At 66.2% G+C, this 15,290-nt stretch carries 16 protein-coding genes and 1 other RNA gene; 11 read left to right on the top strand and 6 right to left on the bottom strand.

The window, feature by feature from the left end; all coding sequences use genetic code 11:
* Positions 1-14 precede the first annotated feature (14 nt).
* Positions 15-3,590 carry an AsmA family protein gene (locus AB4Z16_RS23795; RefSeq protein WP_441513801.1) on the top strand — a complete coding sequence of 1,192 codons (3,576 nt, stop codon included), beginning with the start codon at positions 15-17 and terminating at the stop codon, positions 3,588-3,590.
* Positions 3,591-3,648: 58 nt separating this feature from the next.
* Here the strand turns inward: AB4Z16_RS23795 and AB4Z16_RS23790 are convergent, their stop codons facing one another.
* The 6 genes from AB4Z16_RS23790 to AB4Z16_RS23765 form a co-directional block, all read right to left on the bottom strand.
* Positions 3,649-3,891 carry a ribbon-helix-helix domain-containing protein gene (locus AB4Z16_RS23790; RefSeq protein ID WP_441513800.1) on the bottom strand — a complete coding sequence of 81 codons (243 nt, stop codon included), beginning with the start codon at positions 3,889-3,891 and terminating at the stop codon, positions 3,649-3,651.
* Entirely contained in the window at positions 3,888-4,190 is a 303-nt protein-coding gene (locus AB4Z16_RS23785; RefSeq protein ID WP_441513799.1) for a DUF4169 family protein, read from the bottom strand. The genes AB4Z16_RS23790 and AB4Z16_RS23785 overlap by 4 nt, the downstream gene beginning before the upstream one ends.
* A 13-nt stretch (positions 4,191-4,203) precedes the next feature.
* The gene (gene fumC, locus AB4Z16_RS23780) at positions 4,204-5,598 is read right to left on the bottom strand and encodes a class II fumarate hydratase (protein WP_441513798.1); all 1,395 of its coding nucleotides are present in this window, start codon (positions 5,596-5,598) and stop codon (positions 4,204-4,206) included.
* Between the two features lie 10 nt (positions 5,599-5,608).
* A complete protein-coding gene (locus AB4Z16_RS23775) occupies positions 5,609-6,184 on the bottom strand; it encodes an SspB family protein (RefSeq protein WP_441513797.1) in 576 nt (191 codons plus the stop codon).
* Positions 6,185-6,240: 56 nt separating this feature from the next.
* Positions 6,241-6,596: a transfer-messenger RNA gene (ssrA, locus tag AB4Z16_RS23770) on the bottom strand.
* A gap of 38 nt (positions 6,597-6,634) precedes the next feature.
* Positions 6,635-6,964 carry a hypothetical protein gene (locus AB4Z16_RS23765; RefSeq protein ID WP_441513796.1) on the bottom strand — a complete coding sequence of 110 codons (330 nt, stop codon included), beginning with the start codon at positions 6,962-6,964 and terminating at the stop codon, positions 6,635-6,637.
* 285 nt (positions 6,965-7,249) lie between these two features.
* Here AB4Z16_RS23765 and AB4Z16_RS23760 point away from each other — a divergent pair, with 285 nt between their 5' ends.
* From AB4Z16_RS23760 to AB4Z16_RS23715, 10 genes are all read left to right on the top strand, one after another.
* Positions 7,250-8,059, top strand: coding sequence for a thymidylate synthase (locus tag AB4Z16_RS23760; protein ID WP_441513795.1), 810 nt, complete (start codon positions 7,250-7,252; stop codon positions 8,057-8,059).
* Positions 8,056-8,538, top strand: coding sequence for a GNAT family N-acetyltransferase (locus tag AB4Z16_RS23755; protein ID WP_441513794.1), 483 nt, complete (start codon positions 8,056-8,058; stop codon positions 8,536-8,538). The genes AB4Z16_RS23760 and AB4Z16_RS23755 overlap by 4 nt, the downstream gene beginning before the upstream one ends.
* Before the next feature lie 3 nt (positions 8,539-8,541).
* Positions 8,542-9,057, top strand: coding sequence for a dihydrofolate reductase (locus AB4Z16_RS23750; protein WP_441513793.1), 516 nt, complete (start codon positions 8,542-8,544; stop codon positions 9,055-9,057).
* Positions 9,058-9,209: 152 nt separating this feature from the next.
* Complete coding sequence (gene hflK / locus AB4Z16_RS23745; protein WP_441513792.1) at positions 9,210-10,370, top strand: FtsH protease activity modulator HflK; 1,161 nt, start codon at positions 9,210-9,212, stop codon at positions 10,368-10,370.
* Positions 10,367-11,311, top strand: coding sequence for a protease modulator HflC (gene hflC / locus AB4Z16_RS23740; protein ID WP_441513791.1), 945 nt, complete (start codon positions 10,367-10,369; stop codon positions 11,309-11,311). Before hflK ends, hflC begins: the two co-directional genes overlap by 4 nt.
* An 18-nt stretch (positions 11,312-11,329) precedes the next feature.
* On the top strand, positions 11,330-11,521 hold the full coding sequence (locus AB4Z16_RS23735; protein WP_441513790.1) for a DUF2065 domain-containing protein: 192 nt from the start codon (positions 11,330-11,332) through the stop codon (positions 11,519-11,521).
* 134 nt (positions 11,522-11,655) lie between these two features.
* Positions 11,656-13,173: a DegQ family serine endoprotease gene (locus AB4Z16_RS23730; RefSeq protein WP_441513789.1), complete on the top strand. Its 1,518-nt coding sequence runs from the start codon at positions 11,656-11,658 to the stop codon at positions 13,171-13,173.
* A 154-nt stretch (positions 13,174-13,327) separates the two neighbouring features.
* On the top strand, positions 13,328-14,491 hold the full coding sequence (locus AB4Z16_RS23725; protein ID WP_441513788.1) for a hypothetical protein: 1,164 nt from the start codon (positions 13,328-13,330) through the stop codon (positions 14,489-14,491).
* A complete protein-coding gene (locus tag AB4Z16_RS23720) occupies positions 14,488-14,763 on the top strand; it encodes a hypothetical protein (RefSeq protein ID WP_441513787.1) in 276 nt (91 codons plus the stop codon). Before AB4Z16_RS23725 ends, AB4Z16_RS23720 begins: the two co-directional genes overlap by 4 nt.
* A 165-nt stretch (positions 14,764-14,928) precedes the next feature.
* A complete protein-coding gene (locus AB4Z16_RS23715; RefSeq protein ID WP_441513786.1) occupies positions 14,929-15,270 on the top strand; it encodes a DHCW motif cupin fold protein in 342 nt (113 codons plus the stop codon).
* The last annotated feature ends 20 nt before the right edge of the window (positions 15,271-15,290 follow it).

Here is a 15,290-nt window from a genome sequence, read left to right as displayed (position 1 = left end):
ACAGAAAGCGGACGTTGCGTGAAAGCCTGACAGTTCTGGCCGGCCTGCTGGTATTGGCGCTGCTGGCGGCCCTGATTGGCCCCGGCTTCGTCGATTGGCGCGCCTATCGTCCGCAGATCGAGGCCAGGCTGAGCGAAGCGCTCGGCGTGGAGACGCAGATCGGTGGCGCGATCGGCCTGCGCCTGCTGCCCTCGCCGCGCATATCCCTCGAAAATGTACGGATCGGCAGCGGCGACGGCACCACAAGCGCGGCGACGGCCGAACATGCGACGGTCGAGCTGGCGCTCGCCGCCATGGCGCGCGGGGAGTTCCGGTTCTCGGAAGCCGAGATCGACGGGGCCACGGTCACGCTTTCCCTCGACGAGACCGGCGCGATCCGCCTGCCGGAGCGGACTGGCAAGGGCCTGCCGGCCGAAGCGAGCCTCGACAGGCTGCGGATCAGCCGCTCGGCCCTGATCTGGCGAGAGCCGGGCAAGCCGGCGGTCGTGTTGACGCCAATCGCCGCGGAGGTTTCTGCCGTCAGCTTCGCCGGGCCCTGGCGTTTCGAAGGCGAGGTGGCGGGCACGTCCCTGCGCGTGACGACCGGCGAGCTCGAGGAGGGCGGCCGGCTGCGCGCCAAGGCCTTCCTCACCGGAGAGGATCTGCAGCTCAATTTCGACGGCTCCCTGATCCTGCCGGCGGCGCCAGGGCGGATCGCCGTCGAGCTCGACGGCGCCTTCGGCCTGTCGCCGGGCGGGGCGGTCTCGCTGTCGGGCAAGGTGAAGGGCGGTGGTCGCCAACTCGAGCTTGCGGGTCTCACGCTCGACCTTGCCGGCGGTGCGGCGAGGCTGGAGGGGGAGGGGCAATATCTGCCGGGAACCGGAGCCGGCTCTCTGGCGTTGCGGGCGCGCCGGCTCGATGCCGATGCACTGGTCGCGGCGCTGGCGGAGCGCCAGGGCTTCGAGCGGGCGCTGAGCGGTCTGCCGGGCACTCTCGACATCGGTCTCGACCTCGACCAGGTGATCTGGCGGGGCGAGGATTTTTCGACATTGGCGCTCCGCGGCCGGCTGCATGATGGCGGGCTGACCGATGCTTCGGCTTCGGTTCGCGTCGCCGGTGCGCTCATCGGGGCGAGCGGCGGTCTGGGCTCGGAGGGAGCGACGGGCCGCATCAATCTCAAGGCGGATGATGCGCGGCGCGTTGCGCTGGTTCTGGCCCGCGCCGGACTCGACCCGACCATAGCCGATTTTATCGCGGGGCTCGGACGCATCGATGCCGATGCGGTCGGCTCCTGGGCGCCGGGGCGGATCGCGTTCCAGCGGCTGCTGGTTGCGGGATCGTCCGGCGTGCGGCTCGACGCGTCGGGCGAGGCCGGATCGAACAGGCTCGCGGCCAAGGCCACGGTGAGCGGGCTAGCGCTCGATACCTTGCCGCCGGGAACGAGCCTCGGCGGCTTGTTCCGGCAGCCTGACATCGCGCTGGATCTGACACTCGCCAATGCGCGCTACCGCAATGCTCCGCCAGGCTCGGCCAGCCTCGATATCCGCCGCGAGGGCGATGTCTGGCGGCTGAGCCGCCTCTCGGTCAACGGTTTCGGCGGCGTCAACGTTACCGGAGCCGGGTCGCTGCTGGCCGAGGGCGGGGAGATTTCGGGGCGGGTCCGCGCGCCGCGCATCGAGACCCTGACGGCTTTGGCCGGGCCGCTGCTGCCGGAGGCGGCCATGCAGGCGTTGACGCGGGCAAGCGACGGGCTGGCGAGGCTCGACAGCGGCTTCCGCCTGACGCGGGCGGCTTCGGGCGAGACCGCGCTCTCGGCCGAGGGCAATGCGGCGGCCGGGAAGCTGACGATCAAGGGCCTGCTCGACCGCGCCGGAAACTGGAACAGCGCCAGTTTGGGTTTCGATCTTGCCGACCGGCGCCAAGCCTTCACGGCGCTTGGCCTGCCCGCGCCGATGCAGGGCGGCGCCGGCCGGCTCACGCTCGATATCGACAAGGGGCGCATGGTCGGCTCGCTGGCCGGGCCGGGTCTGTCCATCGTCGTCGAGGATGGCGCCGGGGCGGCGCAGGTCTCGCTGCAGGCCGATGGGCCGGCCCAGATTCTGGCGGAGGGGCCGGCGCGGTTGCTGCCCGACGGCGTTCTCGATGCCCATGCGCGACTGCGGCTGACGGGCGATGGGGTCCAGCTCGACGGCATCGCAGCCAATCTCGGCGGCATCGCAGCCGGCGGCTCGCTCAGCTTGCCACGCGAGGGACGCTACAGCGGGCGTTTCGCGATCCCTGCGGCCGATCTGCGCCAACTGATCGCGACGGCGCTGGGCCCGGCGCCAGCGGCGCCCGGATCGATCTGGTCGACGGCACGGTTCGGGCGCGTCGGCGAGCTGCCGGAGTCCGACATTGCGGTCGAGGCCGGTTCGCTCGCGGTTCTCGACGGTGCGACGATCCGCAATGCGAGCTTCGCTTTGCGGTCCGATCAGGACGGGTTGCGGGTCGAGGATATCAAGGGAGCGTTCGGTGGGGGGCAGGTCGCCGGTCGGCTCGGCCTGCGTCGCGATGGGGGGCTTGCTCAGCTCAACGGACGGTTGGCCCTGACGGCGATCGACGTCGTCGAACTGACCAAGGGCGCTATCGGCGGCAAGGCTTCGGGGCAGGTCGAGTTCGGCGGATCGGGCGAGACGCCGGCGCGCCTGATCGCTGGCCTCAGCGGGGCCGGGAACCTGTCGCTTACCGGCGCTCGCCTCGCCCGTTTCGATCCCGGCGCCTACGCCCGTATCATCGCCAATACCGGCGAGGATGCCTCCGAAAGCGATGCCTCGCGCCTGCAGGACCGGCTCGCGGAAGCGTTGGATCGCGATGCCTGGGCCCTTGGTGACATCACCTTGCCCTTCACGCTCGCAGGCGGCCTCATCCGGCTGCAGCCCTTGAGCTTCGAGCGCAACGGCTTGCGGGCGGAGGCAAGCGGGGTCGTCGATCTGCGTGCGCTCAATGCCGATCTCAGGCTCGGTCTCAAGCCAGTCGGGGCGCTGCCGAAGGGCTGGCCCGGAGATGCCCCGCAGATCGGGATCGCCTGGCGCGGACCGCTCTCCAATCTGCGGCGGGAGAGCGATGTCAGCGCCCTCTCGAACACGGTGGCGGCGCGGGCTCTGGCGCGCGAGATCGAGCGCGTCGAAGCCTTCGAGGCGGATGCGCGCGAGCGGGCGATGCATGCGCGGCGGCTGAGGGCGGAGCGCGAGATGCGCGAGAACGAGCGCAAGCTCAACGAGTTCATGAAGGCGCAGGAAGAGGCCCGCCTCGCCGAGGAAAAGCGGCAGGAGGAGGTGCGACGTGCCGAGGAGCAGCGCAGGCTGGCCGAGGAGAAGCGAGCCGAGGAACTGCGCCGCGCGGAGCAGGCGCGGGCGGAGCAGGAGGCGCGCCGACGGGCGGAGCTGGAGGAGCGCGCCCGAGCCGCGGCGGAGCGGGCAGCCATGCAATCGGCTCCGCCGCCGACACAGCCACCGTCACAACCCGGACCGCTCGTCCTCCCGGGGGCGCCCCGTTCCAGCTCTCCTGAAGGCGCTGTTCAGCAGCCGGCGCCGCCTCTCCAGATTCTGCCGGGCGCACAGCCGCGCAATTGAAGCCGTGCTTCAAACCTGCCCGGGCTATTCCGAGGTTCGTTTCCGGCGGCTGAAATGATTACGGATCTGCATCGGTTCGCTGCCGGGCGGCGAGCTGCCGGTAATGAGCGAGCGCGTGAAGCCGCAGGGCCGATGAAAGGTTGAGTTCCCCCCGGCTCGAATCGACTTCGACGACGAGGGCGGAAACCGGCTGGCCTTGTAGCGCAGCGATCTCCTTCAGCGCTTCCCAGAACTCGTCTTCCAGCGAGATGCTGGTGCGGTGGCCGGCGATGCTGAGAGAGCGCTTGCGCTCCGCGCTCATGCCGGCTCCGGGTCGTTGTCGTCGCGAGAGGACTTCCGCGCTTCTCCGACGCGCTGAAGTTCCCTAGCCCTTTGTTTTATCGCATTTTCTTCACGCGAACCGGCGTCCGCTTCGCTGGAAAATGCTCTCGTGAGCCTGTGCCCGTCGATGTGGCGGGCGGCCTTGTCGCGCTCGGCGTTGGTGAGGCTGCGCTCGGCCTTGGTCCGGCCGAAGCTGATGCGGTTCTGCTCGGCCGTCTTGTCCGCCTCCGCGCGCTCCTTCTGCTTGCGGGCGCGGCGGAGGTTGATGATCTCGGCCATCGTTGCGGCTCCGTCAGCGCGGGCCGAGCATCTGCTCGGGCTTGACCGTCCTATCGAAGAGATCGGCGTCGACACCGGCCTTGAGCGCTTCCTCGCGCAGCGTCGTGCCGTTGTGATGCGCGGACTTGGCGATGTTCGCGGCCTTGTCGTAGCCGATCGCCGGGGCGAGCGCCGTCACCAGCATGAGCGAGCGCGACAGCAGTTCCTTCAGCTGTGCCTCATTGGCCTCGATGCCCTCGACGCAATTGACGCGGAAGCTCTCCGCCGCATCGGCCAGCAGACGGACCGACTGCAGGAAGGCGGCAGCGATCACCGGCTTGAAGACATTGAGCTCGAAATGGCCCTGGCTCGCGGCGAAGCCGATCGTCGCCTGGTTGCCGTGGACCTGGGTGGCGACCATGGTCAGCGCCTCGGCCTGGGTCGGGTTGACTTTGCCGGGCATGATCGAGGATCCCGGCTCGTTCTCCGGCAGGCTGATTTCGCCGAGGCCCGAACGCGGGCCCGAGCCCATCAGGCGGATGTCGTTGGCGATCTTGAACAGGTCGGAAGCGAGCGCCGCCAGCGCGCCATGGGCGGCGGCGAGCGCGCCGTGGCTCGCCAGAGCCTCGAATTTGTTCTCGGCCGTGCGGAAGGGCAGGCCGCTCAGCGTCGCGACCTCCTTGGCGAAGAGCACGGCGAAATCGGGATGGGTGTTGATGCCGGTTCCGACGGCCGTGCCGCCCTGTGCCAGCGCATAGAGCCCGCCGAGGGCAGCCTCGATCCGGCCGATGCCGAGATGGATTTGCATCGCATAGCCGGAGAATTCCTGGCCGAGCGTGACGGGCGTGGCGTCCTGCAGATGGGTACGGCCGATCTTGACGAGATGCTTGAAGGCATCGGCCTTGGCGTTGAGCGCCTTTTCGAGATTGCGCAGGGCCGGGAGCAGCTTGCGGGTGATCTCGAGGACGGCCGCAATATGCATCGCGGTCGGGAAAGAATCGTTCGAGGACTGGCCGCGATTGACGTGGTCGTTGGGGTGGACCGGGCTCTTGGCGCCGAGACCGGCACCGAGCAGTTCGTTCGCGCGGTTCGCCAGCACCTCATTGGCATTCATGTTGGACTGGGTGCCCGAGCCGGTTTGCCAGATCACCAGCGGAAAATGCCCGTCGAACTTGCCGGAGAGCGCTTCATCCGCCGCCTGGCCGATGGCGCCGGCAACGCGCTGGTCGAGCAGGCCGAGCCGAGAGTTGACGTGAGCGGCCGCCTTCTTGACCAGCACGAGGGCATGAACCAGCGGCAGCGGCATGCGCTCGCGCTCGCCGCCGATCCGGAAATTCTCCAGAGAGCGCTGCGTCTGTGCGCCCCAATACCGGTCCGCGGGCACAGCGATAGGGCCGAAGGAATCGGTTTCGGTGCGCGTCTCGGTCATGGAAGGTCCGTCAGGTCTTCTTGCGGAAGGAATCGAGGCTCACGACTTCGGCACCGCTCTTGCCGTCGTCTTCGGTTTCGTTGGCCGGTCCATCGCTGCTCTTGTCCGTGTCCTCTGCCGCCGACGCTCGCGCCTTCAGCGCTGGTACACCGGCGGGCATGGACTTGGTGGGAACGGGCGCGGGGGCCACAACCGACTCGGACTGCGGTGCGCCACTTTCCTCCGGATCCCCCTGCGTCTCGAATTTCAGGCCGAACTGCACGGAGGGGTCGAAGAAGGTCGTTATCGCATCGAATGGGATGAGAAGCCGCTCCGGCACGCCTGAGAATGACAGGCCGACCTCGAAGGCGTGGTCGCTGACGCTGAGGTCCCAGAACTGATGCTGAAGCACGATCGTCATCTCGTCGGGGTGCTTCTCGCGCAGGCGCTGCGACAAACGCACACCGGGCGCTCCCGTCCGAAAGGTGACGTAGAAATGATGCTCGCCCGGCAGCCCGTCCCGCGCAGCCTCCGTCAGGATCTTGCGGACGACGCCCTTCAGCGCTTCCTGCACCATCAGATCGTAACGAAGAACATCTTTGGACATAGGGTATGTTTTTCCGCTTGCTGCTCCGGCGGGAACAGCCGGCAGGCCAGAATGAAAGTGGAGGCTTCTGTTGCCAGGCGCCTCCGGGCCCCGCCTTACGCGGCTAAACGCAAGGGCTTTGGTTTGGGAACCAGCACCGCTTACGCGGCGACGGCAACCCGAGCATTGTTGTCGTTGGCAACTATGCTTTGGCCCGATAACGGCGGAACCATGCCGAGCAAAAGGACAACTTTTACACCCTCGTCGATCCTATTTCGCCCCCGCCAAAACCCTGAAAGATCAGGGCTTTGGTGGAGGCGCCGGGTACCGCCCCCGGGTCCGAAAGGCTTATTCCGAAATCCGTTTATCGCCATAGCCGCTCTTGCGAGTGGCACTCGCGAATATAGGCGCTGCAACGGCGCGGGGAAAGAGTGCTAAGCCGATTTCGACAGGTAATGCGGCATTCGCGCCTCAATCGAGAATGCGACCATTTCTAATGTCGATGTCGAGGATCATCTCGTCGTCGTTGGCGTCGCGGCCGGCAATCTCCCAGCGGTCGTCAGCCCGGGTGATTTCCTCAACATGGACGAGGCCGGCGTTCCAGGCGATGTTCCGGGCCTCGCTCTCCGAAACGGTGATTTCCGCTTCACAGGCATGGGCGGCCGGCAGTGCAAAACCGTTGAGCGCGAGCGCGATCAGCAAGCCGGCTCCGGTGGTCTTCATCCACATCAACATATCCCCACGAATCAGGCTGCGATGAGCGTCCCGGATTGAGGCGGGTTTGCGGATGCGGGTGTTCACAGGTGGTCGCAATGGCGTGAGCCCTCGCCCGCCTCGGCCTCCCGCCATTGCAGGAGGCCGAGGCGGGGGCCGCGCGGAGGAGCGGTCTGCGCGAAAGCATGGCTATGCCGTACGTGGAAATGCCTGCCTCCTGAGGCGCGGAACCGGAGACGGCTGATTCTGCTTCTGCCATGGTTCCGGCCATCGGCTGGCGGGAGTGCGTGCAAAGGCTGGGGATGTCTGCCGCGGCGAGGGGGGCCAAGGCGCGCCAGAGCCGCTATGTTCCTGTGCCTTCAGAGAGTCGCCATGCGCCAGTACCATGACCTGCTTCAACGTGTTCTGACCGAGGGCGTCCGCAAGGACGACCGCACCGGCACCGGCACGCTCGCCGTCTTCGGCCATCAGATGCGTTTCGACCTGTCGGAGGGGTTTCCGCTGGTCACCACCAAGAAGCTGCATCTGAAATCGATCATCCATGAGCTGATCTGGTTCCTGCGCGGCGACACCAATGTGCGCTACCTGCAGGAGAACGGCGTTACGATCTGGGACGAGTGGGCCGATGCGAATGGCGATCTCGGGCCGGTCTACGGCAGGCAATGGCGTTCCTGGGCGGCCCCGGACGGGCAGGTGATCGACCAGATGGCCTGGGTGGTGAACGAGATCCGCCGCAATCCGGATTCGCGCCGCCTCATCGTCTCGGCCTGGAACCCCGCCGACATTCCGAAGATGGCGCTGGCGCCCTGCCATTGCCTGTTCCAGTTCTTCGTCCAGCCTTCCGAAGACGGGCGCGGCAAGCTGTCCTGCCAGCTCTACCAGCGCTCGGCCGACGTCTTCCTGGGCGTGCCATTCAACGTCGCGAGCTATGCGCTGCTGACCCATATGGTAGCGCAGGTGACCGGGCTGGGCGTCGGCGAGTTCGTCCATTCCTTCGGCGATACTCACCTCTATCTGAATCATCTCGATCAGGCCCGGCTGCAGCTTTCGCGCGAGCCGCGCGCGCTGCCGAAGCTCTCGCTCAATCCGGCCGTGACGCGGCTGGAGGATTTCCAGTTCGGGGACGTCGCGATCTCGGACTACGACCCCCACCCCTCCATCAAGGCGCCGATCGCAGTATGACTCTCAACATTCGCTCCGTCCGCCCCGGCGAGGCCGGGCTCGTGCTCGCCTTCATCAAGGAACTGGCCGAATACGAGAAATTGCTCCACGAGGTGGTCGCGACCGAGGCGGAGATCGCTGAGGCGCTGTTCGGCGCGAATCCGAAGGTCTTCTGCGACATCGCCGAATGGAATGGCGAGCCGGTCGGCTTCGCCGTCTGGTTCTATACCTATTCTACCTTCGCCGGCCGCCACGGCATCTGGCTGGAAGACCTCTATGTTCGGCCGGACCAGCGTGGGCGCGGCATCGGTAAGGGATTGATCGCGGGCTTGGCGCGTCGCTGCGTCGCGGAAGATCTGCCTCGCCTCGCCTGGTGGGTGCTGAACTGGAACGAGCCGTCGCGCGTTTTCTACCGTTCGATCGGCGCCAAGGCGCAGGACGAGTGGACGGTGAAGCGGCTGGAGGGCGAGGCGCTCAGGAGATTGGGCGCGGAGGATTGAAGCATGGAGAAGCGCCCGATCGTGCTGATCGCGGCCGTCGCCGACAATGGCGTGATCGGCGACGACAATCGCCTGATCTGGCGGCTCAAGCGAGATCTGCAGCGGTTTCGCAGCCTGACGATGGGGCGCCCCGTGCTGATGGGGCGCAAGACCTTCCTATCCATCGGCAAGCCCCTCCCGGGGCGCGAGATCATCGTGTTGACCCGCGATGAGGGCTTCGCGCCCGATGGCGTCAGAGTCGCGCATTCGCTCGACGAGGCGCTGGCGATGGGGCAGGCGGTGGCCGCGGCGAGCGGTGCTGATTCCGTCACGGTCGCCGGCGGCGCCGAGGTCTATCGGCAGGCACTGCCCTTCGCGGATCGGCTGGAGCTGACGCTCGTCCATGCCAGCCCGACGGGAGACGCGCTTTTCCCGGATTGGGAGCCTGGCGCCTTCGACGCGGGAGCAAACGAACGTCACCACGTCGATGCCGACAACGAGTATCCTTATACCTTCGTCACCTACCGCAGGCGCGGCTGATCGCCGCTTTCCATTCACGATGAATGGCTTGCGCCGTTGACGAATCCGTGGCCCATGACCAACTCAGCCCAGCGTCTTCAGCCGAAGACGCTGACAAGCGGCCGCTATTCGCCTATGGCTCGGCCGACAGAACGGAAGGGATCGGCTCGGGGATGCCTTGGAGCAATCAGAGCGGCGGTGGCAGCGGCGGGGGTGGACCCTGGGGCCAGCGCGGAGGTAGCGGTGGCGGCGGCCCATGGGGGGGCGGCTCAGGCGGGGGCAACGGCAATCCGCCCGATCTCGAGGAAATCCTGCGGCGCAGCCAGGATCGGCTGAAGAACCTGATACCGGGCGGCAATATCGGCGGGCGCGGGCTCGTGCTCGGTCTTCTGTTGCTTGTGCTGATCTGGCTCGGATCCGGCGTTTATTTCGTGCGGCCCAACGAGGTCGGCCTCAACGTCGTGTTCGGACGCTTCGTCGGCAAGACGGGCGAGGGCGCCAACTGGAACTGGCCCTATCCGATCGGCAGCGTGATCAAGCCGCAGGTGACGAACGTCATCACGACCGAGGTCGGCTTCCGCACGGTCGAATCGGTGCGCACCTCGCGCCAGACCGACGTGATCGAGGAAAGCCTGATGCTCACCGGCGACGAGAACATCGTCGACATCGATTTCATCGTGCAATGGCAGATCGATCCGGCCGCGCCCGAGAACTACGTCTTCAACATCCAGGATCCGCCGGGCACGGTGAAGGCCGTGGCCGAGAGCGCGATGCGCGAGATCATCGGCCGCCGCAACATTCAGCCGGTGCTGACCACCGATCGCGGTGCGATCGAGACCGAGGTGCGCCAGCTGATGCAGGAGACGCTCAACAGCTACAATGCCGGCGTGCAGATCCGTCTCGTCCAGCTCCAGAAGGTCGACCCGCCGCAGCAGGTCATCGACGCCTTCCGCGACGTCCAGGCGGCGCGCGCCGACCAAGAGCGCTTGCGCAACGAGGCGCAGACCTACGCCAACCGCGTGGTGCCTGAGGCGCGCGGTCGCGCCGCCCAGCTCGTGCAGTCGGCTGAGGCCTTCAAGGAGCAGACCGTGGCGGAAGCGCGCGGCCAGGCCAGCCGTTTCAACGCGGTCTACGAACAGTACAAGAATGCTCCGGGGGTGACGCGCGAGCGGCTCTTCCTGGAGACGATGGAACGCGTGATGGGCGGGACTGACAAGATCATCCTCGACAACCCCGCCGGCGGCCAGGGCGTGGTGCCCTACCTGCCGCTCGACCAGCTCAATGCGGGCCGACAGGTCCAGGGCTCCCGTCTGCAGGGAGGGGCCAACCGATGAACGGCTCCTTCCTTCGAGCGGCCCTGCTGGTCGTCGTCGCCGCCGTCGCCGTCGTGCTTTATGCCTGCACCTTCGTGGTCTCGCAGACGCAATCGGCTATCGTGCTCCGTCTCGGCGCCGTCCGCGCCGTCAAGACCGCGCCCGGCCTCTACTTCAAGTGGTTCGCGCCGATCGAGACGGTGACACTGCTCGACAATCGCATCCTCGATCTCGACCTGCCGGCGCAGGAAATCATCGCCTCGGACCAGAAGCGTCTCGTGGTGGATGCCTTCTCGCGCTATCGCATCTCCGATCCGCTGCGCTTCTACCAGGCGGTCAACAACATCCCACGCGCGAACTCGCAGCTCGCTTCGATCGTGAACGGCAATGTCCGCTCGGTGCTGGCGGAGGCGACCTTCACCGCCGTGGTGCGGACCGAGCGCTCGCGGCTGATGAACCGCATCCGCGACGACGTGAACCGTGAAGCCGCACGCTTCGGCATGACGGTGGTCGATGTCCGGCTGCGGCGCGTCGACCTGCCGGCGGCGAACTCGGCGGCGGTGTTCCAGCGGATGCAGACGGAACGTCAGCGCGAGGCCGCGGAAGCCCGCGCGCTCGGCGGCCAGCAGTCGCAGGAGATCAAGGCGCGGGCCGACAGGGACGCCACCGTCATCGTCGCCGAGGCTCAACAGAACTCGGACGTGATCCGGGGCGAGGGCGAGGCCGAACGCAACAAGGTCTTCGCCGAAGTCTTCGGCAAGGATCCGGAGTTCTTCTCCTTCTACCGCTCGATGCAGGCCTATGAAGCCAGCATCAAGCCTGGAGATACCCGGATGGTGCTGACGCCGGATTCGCCGTTCTTCCGTTATTTCAACGGACCGAACGCGCAGCGTCAGGATAGTCAGGCCGGAGCCTCCGCGACGCCTGCTGCACCTGCCGCGCCCGCGACGGCCCGGCCCTGATCATGGCGAGCGACGCGAATGCTTGATTTCATCGCGGCGCTCGGCCTGGTCTTCGCTATCGAGGGCATCCTTTTCGCCGCGATCCCGCATCTGGCGAAGGATGCCCTCCGGAGCGCGGCGGAAACCCCGCCGGACCGGATGCGGGTCATCGGCCTCGGCTCGGCGGTGCTGGGCGTGTTCCTGGTATGGTTCGCGCGCGGTAGCTGGTAGAATGATGGCACAGGGCACATGATCGTGTTCAATGACATGATCGTGCGTCGCCCTTCCGCCGCATTTTGGAGTTCAATCAACGGGCGCGCCTGCCTGGATCGATCGGCCCGCATCTTTCCGACATGAGGATTCATATGGCATCGAAATCCGTTCCCGCAGTCCGGTCCGTCCGCATCGCTCTTGCTGCCGGCGTCGCTGGCCTGGCGTTGTTGGCGTCGCCGGTTCTGACGCCGGGGCACGCGCAGGCCAACACTCCGCTGCTGCAAGGGCAAACTTCCCTTGCCGATCTCGTCGACAAGGTCATGCCGGCAGTGGTCAACATCTCGGCGGTGACCACCAACGACCAGAAGGGCCGCAACCTGCCGCAACTGCCGCAGCTCGGTCCGGACACACCCTTCGGCGACCTGTTCGAGGAATTCTTCAACCGCCGCAACCAGCAGGGCGAGCGCCAGGCGCCGCAGCAGCGCCGCTCGCAATCGGCCGGTTCCGGTTTCGTGGTCGATCCGTCGGGCATCGTCGTCACCAACAACCACGTCATCGGTGATGCCAACGAGATCACGGTGATCTTCAACGACGGACTCAGGCTCAAGGCCGAGGTCATCGGCAAGGATACCAAGGTCGACCTCGCAGTGCTCCGCGTGAAGCACGACAAGCCGCTGCCGGCCGTCAAGTTCGGCGATTCCGACAAGATGCGGATCGGCGATCCGGTGATGGCGATCGGCAACCCGTTCGGCCTCGGCGGCTCGGTCTCCTCGGGCATCGTGTCCGCCCGCAACCGCGACATCAGCCAGGGGCCGTACGACACCTATATCCAGACCGACGCGGCCATCAACAAGGGCAACTCGGGCGGCCCGCTGTTCAACATGGCGGGCGAGGTGATCGGCATCAACACGGCGATCCTGTCGCCGACCGGCGGTTCGGTCGGTATCGGTTTCGCGGTGCCCTCGACGCTGGCGACCAACGTCGTCGATCAGCTCAAGGAGTTCGGCGAGACGCGGCGCGGCTGGCTTGGCGTGCGCATCCAGACTGTCGATGACGCCACCGCCGAAGCGCTCGGCCTGGGCACGGCGCGCGGCGCGCTCGTCGCCGGCGTCGACGACAAGGGCCCAGCCAAGCCCGCCGGGATCGAGACCGGCGACGTCATCGTCAAGTTCGACGGCAAGGACGTGAAGGATTCGCGCGATCTGCCGCGCATCGTCGCGGCGACGCCGGTCGGAAAGGATGTGCCGATCGCGGTGATCCGCAAGGGCAAGGAAGAGGTCAAGACGGTCAAGCTCGGCCGACTCGAGGATGGCGAGAAGGTCCAGGTGGCGTCGGCGAACAAGCCGGCCGCCGAGGCGCCGAAGCCGGCAGTGACGAGCGCGCTCGGCCTGGAGCTCTCGGCGCAGACCGACGAGCTGCGGAAGCGCTACTCGATCAAGGACGGCCTCAAGGGGGTGCTCATCACCAAGGTGGACGCCAACTCGAATGCCGCCGACAAGCGCATCCTCGTCGGCGAGCTGATCGTCGAGGTCGGCCAGGAGCCGGTGAACGCTCCGCAGGACGTGACCAAGCGGCTCGACGCGCTGAAGAAGGAGGGCAAGAAGTCGGCCCTCCTGCTCGTCTCGAACGGCCAGGGCGAGGTCCGCTTCGTCGCCGTCTCGATGAACTGAGATTCTGCGTCGGCAATCTTGGCCGGCGCTGCGATCGACCATCTGGAAAGGAGCCCTTCACGGGGCTCCTTTTTTGTTGACACAAGGCTGGTTGACAGATCGATGGGTTGTATTATTCATCCATAGGTTGTTTTACGCAGCCTGGATGCGGCGCATGTCCGATCAGCAGCCACCGGCAGAAAATCCAGCGCCGTCGCCGGAGCCGCCGTCCGGCGGCAGGGTAAACGCAGCCAAAGCATTTCTGGACAAGGTCGCCATCTGGGACCGCATCAAGAGGCTCGCCTCCACGCCGGTGAACCTCATGGGCATCGGCCTGTTCGCGGGCGTCATCGTCATCTGGCAGTATCTGAGTTTTCGAGCGGAAGAGCCGATTACTGCCGAGTCGATCGCCGCTTCGTGGAACAACAGTATCGCCAAGCTGGGGATCATTCCGGTCTTTCCGCCGGAGGAAGATCTCCATGTCGGCGATGTCTGGGCCGTGATCGAAGATGTCGATGAAAGCCAGGCGATTTTAGGCAAGGCGGTCAGAATTGCACATATTAGCCTCCGCGAAGACCTGAAGCGGGAGGCAAATCTGAAGCGACCGACATTCAGCGCGACAGCCGAGCTGGAGAGCGGCAAGAAGATCAGAAAGCAAAGCAACTACGAGATCGATGCCGGAGACGTCGGTGATAAAATCAAGCTGTCTCTGGCGCTGTTTCCGGGCATTACGATCAACAAAGCGGTCAAATCTTCGAGCCTTGTCGATAATGTCGGCTTGAATTTCGGCCTCTCCAGCGGTCGCAACGACACTGAAGAAATCAAGATCCCGGTGTCGGAGACATATGGCGTTTCTGCAGGGACTGCGGCGGCCCGTCTCGATATCTGGTGCAAGGATCCTGCGACGCAGCTCTATTGCAGAGACGATTTTCTTCGGCGTGTCATGGCGTTCGCCGTCAACGAACGCGTTCTCGCCACGAAGGATGGAGCCTACACGGCCAAGATTCAGCTCAGGTTGGTCAACCGCGTCTTCATGACCCGCGAGATCGAGCATCGCAGGAGCCGTGACTCCGCGCTCAGCGCAGCCGCCCGCGCTGCAACTGCGCCGGCTGAGGCGGAACCTGTTGGGCCCGGAACCGCATCCTCAAGCGAAGCGCGCATCAAAGGCCTGGAGGATCGCGTCTCGGCGCTGCTGGGCGGCGCGCCAGGGGGAACTTACAGCCGGGCCGATAGCAACGAGGTGGCCCTCAAGCAGCTTCTGGAGCGGCCGGTGGTGTTCGGCTTCAGGGCCGTTTCGACATCAATCGTGCCGTCAATACCAGGGGAGGGACGGAGATGATCATACGCCTTGTGTCCATCGCATTGTTGACGATCTCTGCCGGCCCGATGGCGGTGGCGGAGGACAAGCCGGCTACCCCACGGCCCTGCGAGCCCTATCCGGAATGCGTGCTGTCATCGTCGAAACTTGTCCCGGCGGCGCCCAACAGCGGCACGCGCACGCAACAGCAGTCGGGGATCGCAGCCGACAAGGGGCTGACCGTTCAGGGCCTATCTCCGCTCGATCGAAGCACTTTCCGTGTCCCCTCGCTCGGCAAGGGTGGCATTCCATAATCGGGAGGCCGAGGTGGATCGCGGCTGCGAGCATGGCCCCGGCCCCGCTTTTCATGCCGTGATTGCAGACCGGCGGCGAGGGAAGCGCGCTGGCGCGGCAGGTCGGAACATGGCTAGAGCTTCACGACGCGGCCCCGGAAATCCGGGTGCGCCGGGAGAGGCCAGATGAAGATCAGCGAAATCCCCTTCGTCACCACCGACTGGTCGACGATCCCGCCTGAGCATCATGCCGGCGACAGCGGCGAGGCGATCTGGCGCGTCCAGTATTTCGGACCGGAGGAGAATCGCATCCGCGTCCGCATGGTCGAGTACTCGCCCGGCTATGTCGCCGACCATTGGTGCTCCAAGGGCCACATCATCCTGTGCCTGGAGGGCGAGATGGAGACCACGCTCGCGGATGGGCGCGTGATGCCGCTCAAAGCCGGCATGAGCTATCAGGTCGCCGACGGCGCCGAAGCCCATCGCTCGGCGACGACGACCGGCGCGAAGCTCTTCATCGTCGACTGAGCAGGTTTTTCGGGGAGAGG

This window comes from Allobosea sp. TAF32 (assembly GCF_052113585.1).
GTDB lineage: Bacteria > Pseudomonadota > Alphaproteobacteria > Rhizobiales > Beijerinckiaceae > Allobosea.
Note: the sequence above shows the minus strand (reverse complement) of the source record. Positions and strands in the feature narration are given on the sequence as shown.

What these genes read in the sequence shown, in the direction of transcription:
- AB4Z16_RS23720 (WP_441513787.1), top strand. Translation starts at nt 14,488, where the DNA reads ATGATCATACGCCTTGTGTCCATCGCATTGTTGACGATCTCTGCCGGC.
- hflK (WP_441513792.1), top strand. Translation starts at nt 9,210, where the DNA reads ATGCCTTGGAGCAATCAGAGCGGCGGTGGCAGCGGCGGGGGTGGACCC.
- AB4Z16_RS23735 (WP_441513790.1), top strand. Translation starts at nt 11,330, where the DNA reads ATGCTTGATTTCATCGCGGCGCTCGGCCTGGTCTTCGCTATCGAGGGC.
- AB4Z16_RS23725 (WP_441513788.1), top strand. Translation starts at nt 13,328, where the DNA reads ATGTCCGATCAGCAGCCACCGGCAGAAAATCCAGCGCCGTCGCCGGAG.
- AB4Z16_RS23755 (WP_441513794.1), top strand. Translation starts at nt 8,056, where the DNA reads ATGACTCTCAACATTCGCTCCGTCCGCCCCGGCGAGGCCGGGCTCGTG.
- AB4Z16_RS23730 (WP_441513789.1), top strand. Translation starts at nt 11,656, where the DNA reads ATGGCATCGAAATCCGTTCCCGCAGTCCGGTCCGTCCGCATCGCTCTT.
- AB4Z16_RS23775 (WP_441513797.1), bottom strand. Translation starts at nt 6,184, where the DNA reads ATGTCCAAAGATGTTCTTCGTTACGATCTGATGGTGCAGGAAGCGCTG.
- AB4Z16_RS23785 (WP_441513799.1), bottom strand. Translation starts at nt 4,190, where the DNA reads ATGGCCGAGATCATCAACCTCCGCCGCGCCCGCAAGCAGAAGGAGCGC.
- AB4Z16_RS23715 (WP_441513786.1), top strand. Translation starts at nt 14,929, where the DNA reads ATGAAGATCAGCGAAATCCCCTTCGTCACCACCGACTGGTCGACGATC.
- AB4Z16_RS23750 (WP_441513793.1), top strand. Translation starts at nt 8,542, where the DNA reads ATGGAGAAGCGCCCGATCGTGCTGATCGCGGCCGTCGCCGACAATGGC.
- fumC (WP_441513798.1), bottom strand. Translation starts at nt 5,598, where the DNA reads ATGACCGAGACGCGCACCGAAACCGATTCCTTCGGCCCTATCGCTGTG.
- hflC (WP_441513791.1), top strand. Translation starts at nt 10,367, where the DNA reads ATGAACGGCTCCTTCCTTCGAGCGGCCCTGCTGGTCGTCGTCGCCGCC.
- AB4Z16_RS23790 (WP_441513800.1), bottom strand. Translation starts at nt 3,891, where the DNA reads ATGAGCGCGGAGCGCAAGCGCTCTCTCAGCATCGCCGGCCACCGCACC.
- AB4Z16_RS23760 (WP_441513795.1), top strand. Translation starts at nt 7,250, where the DNA reads ATGCGCCAGTACCATGACCTGCTTCAACGTGTTCTGACCGAGGGCGTC.